This is a genomic window from Acidovorax sp. ST3 (assembly GCF_003231145.1).
Classification (GTDB): Bacteria; Pseudomonadota; Gammaproteobacteria; order Burkholderiales; family Burkholderiaceae_C; genus Acidovorax.
On sequence record NZ_QKVP01000060.1, the window covers coordinates 1 to 648 of the forward strand.

A 648-nucleotide genomic window follows, 5' to 3' on the forward strand; every position below is an offset into this window, starting at 1 on the left:
GGCCGAGCTGACCGGCCTGAACAAGGGCGCCAGCCGCCAGGTGGTGCCGCTGGTCAAGGAAGGCCGTATCCCCGGCACCATGGACGTGGACCTCAAGGTCGAGGACAAGAACCCGTGGCACGCCAGCCTGGGCCTGAACAACGACTACAGCGCCGACACCACGCGCCTGCGCAGCACGGCGTCGCTGGGCTACGACAACCTGTGGCAGCTGGGCCATTCGGTCAGCCTGACGTTCTTCACCGCGCCGCAGGAAACCGACAACGCCAAGGTCTGGTCCGGCTCCTACTCGATGCCGCTGGACAAGCAATGGAGCCTGCAGTTCACCGGCTACAAGAGCGACAGCAACGTGGCCACCATCGGCGGCACCAATGTGCTGGGCAAGGGCTATTCATTCGGCATGAGCGCCATCTACACCCTGGCGCCGCAGGGCGATTGGTACAACTCGCTGTCGGTCGGCCTGGACTACAAGAAGTTCGACGAGACCACGCGCTTTGGCGGCAATGAAGACCTGATCCCGCTCAAGTACGTGCCGTTCACCTTCTCGTACAACGGCTACCGCTATTCCGAGTCGTCGCAGAGCAGCGTCGGCCTGTCGATCGTCGGCGCCAGCCGTTCGTTCTTCGGCCTGGGCAGCGACTGGAAGGAATT

1 protein-coding gene is annotated in these 648 nt (G+C 63.6%); it reads left to right on the plus strand.

What is annotated here, in order from left to right; translation table 11 throughout:
* On the plus strand, positions 1–648 hold a 648-nt coding region (locus DNK89_RS23530), incomplete at both ends, for a ShlB/FhaC/HecB family hemolysin secretion/activation protein (protein ID WP_161958982.1).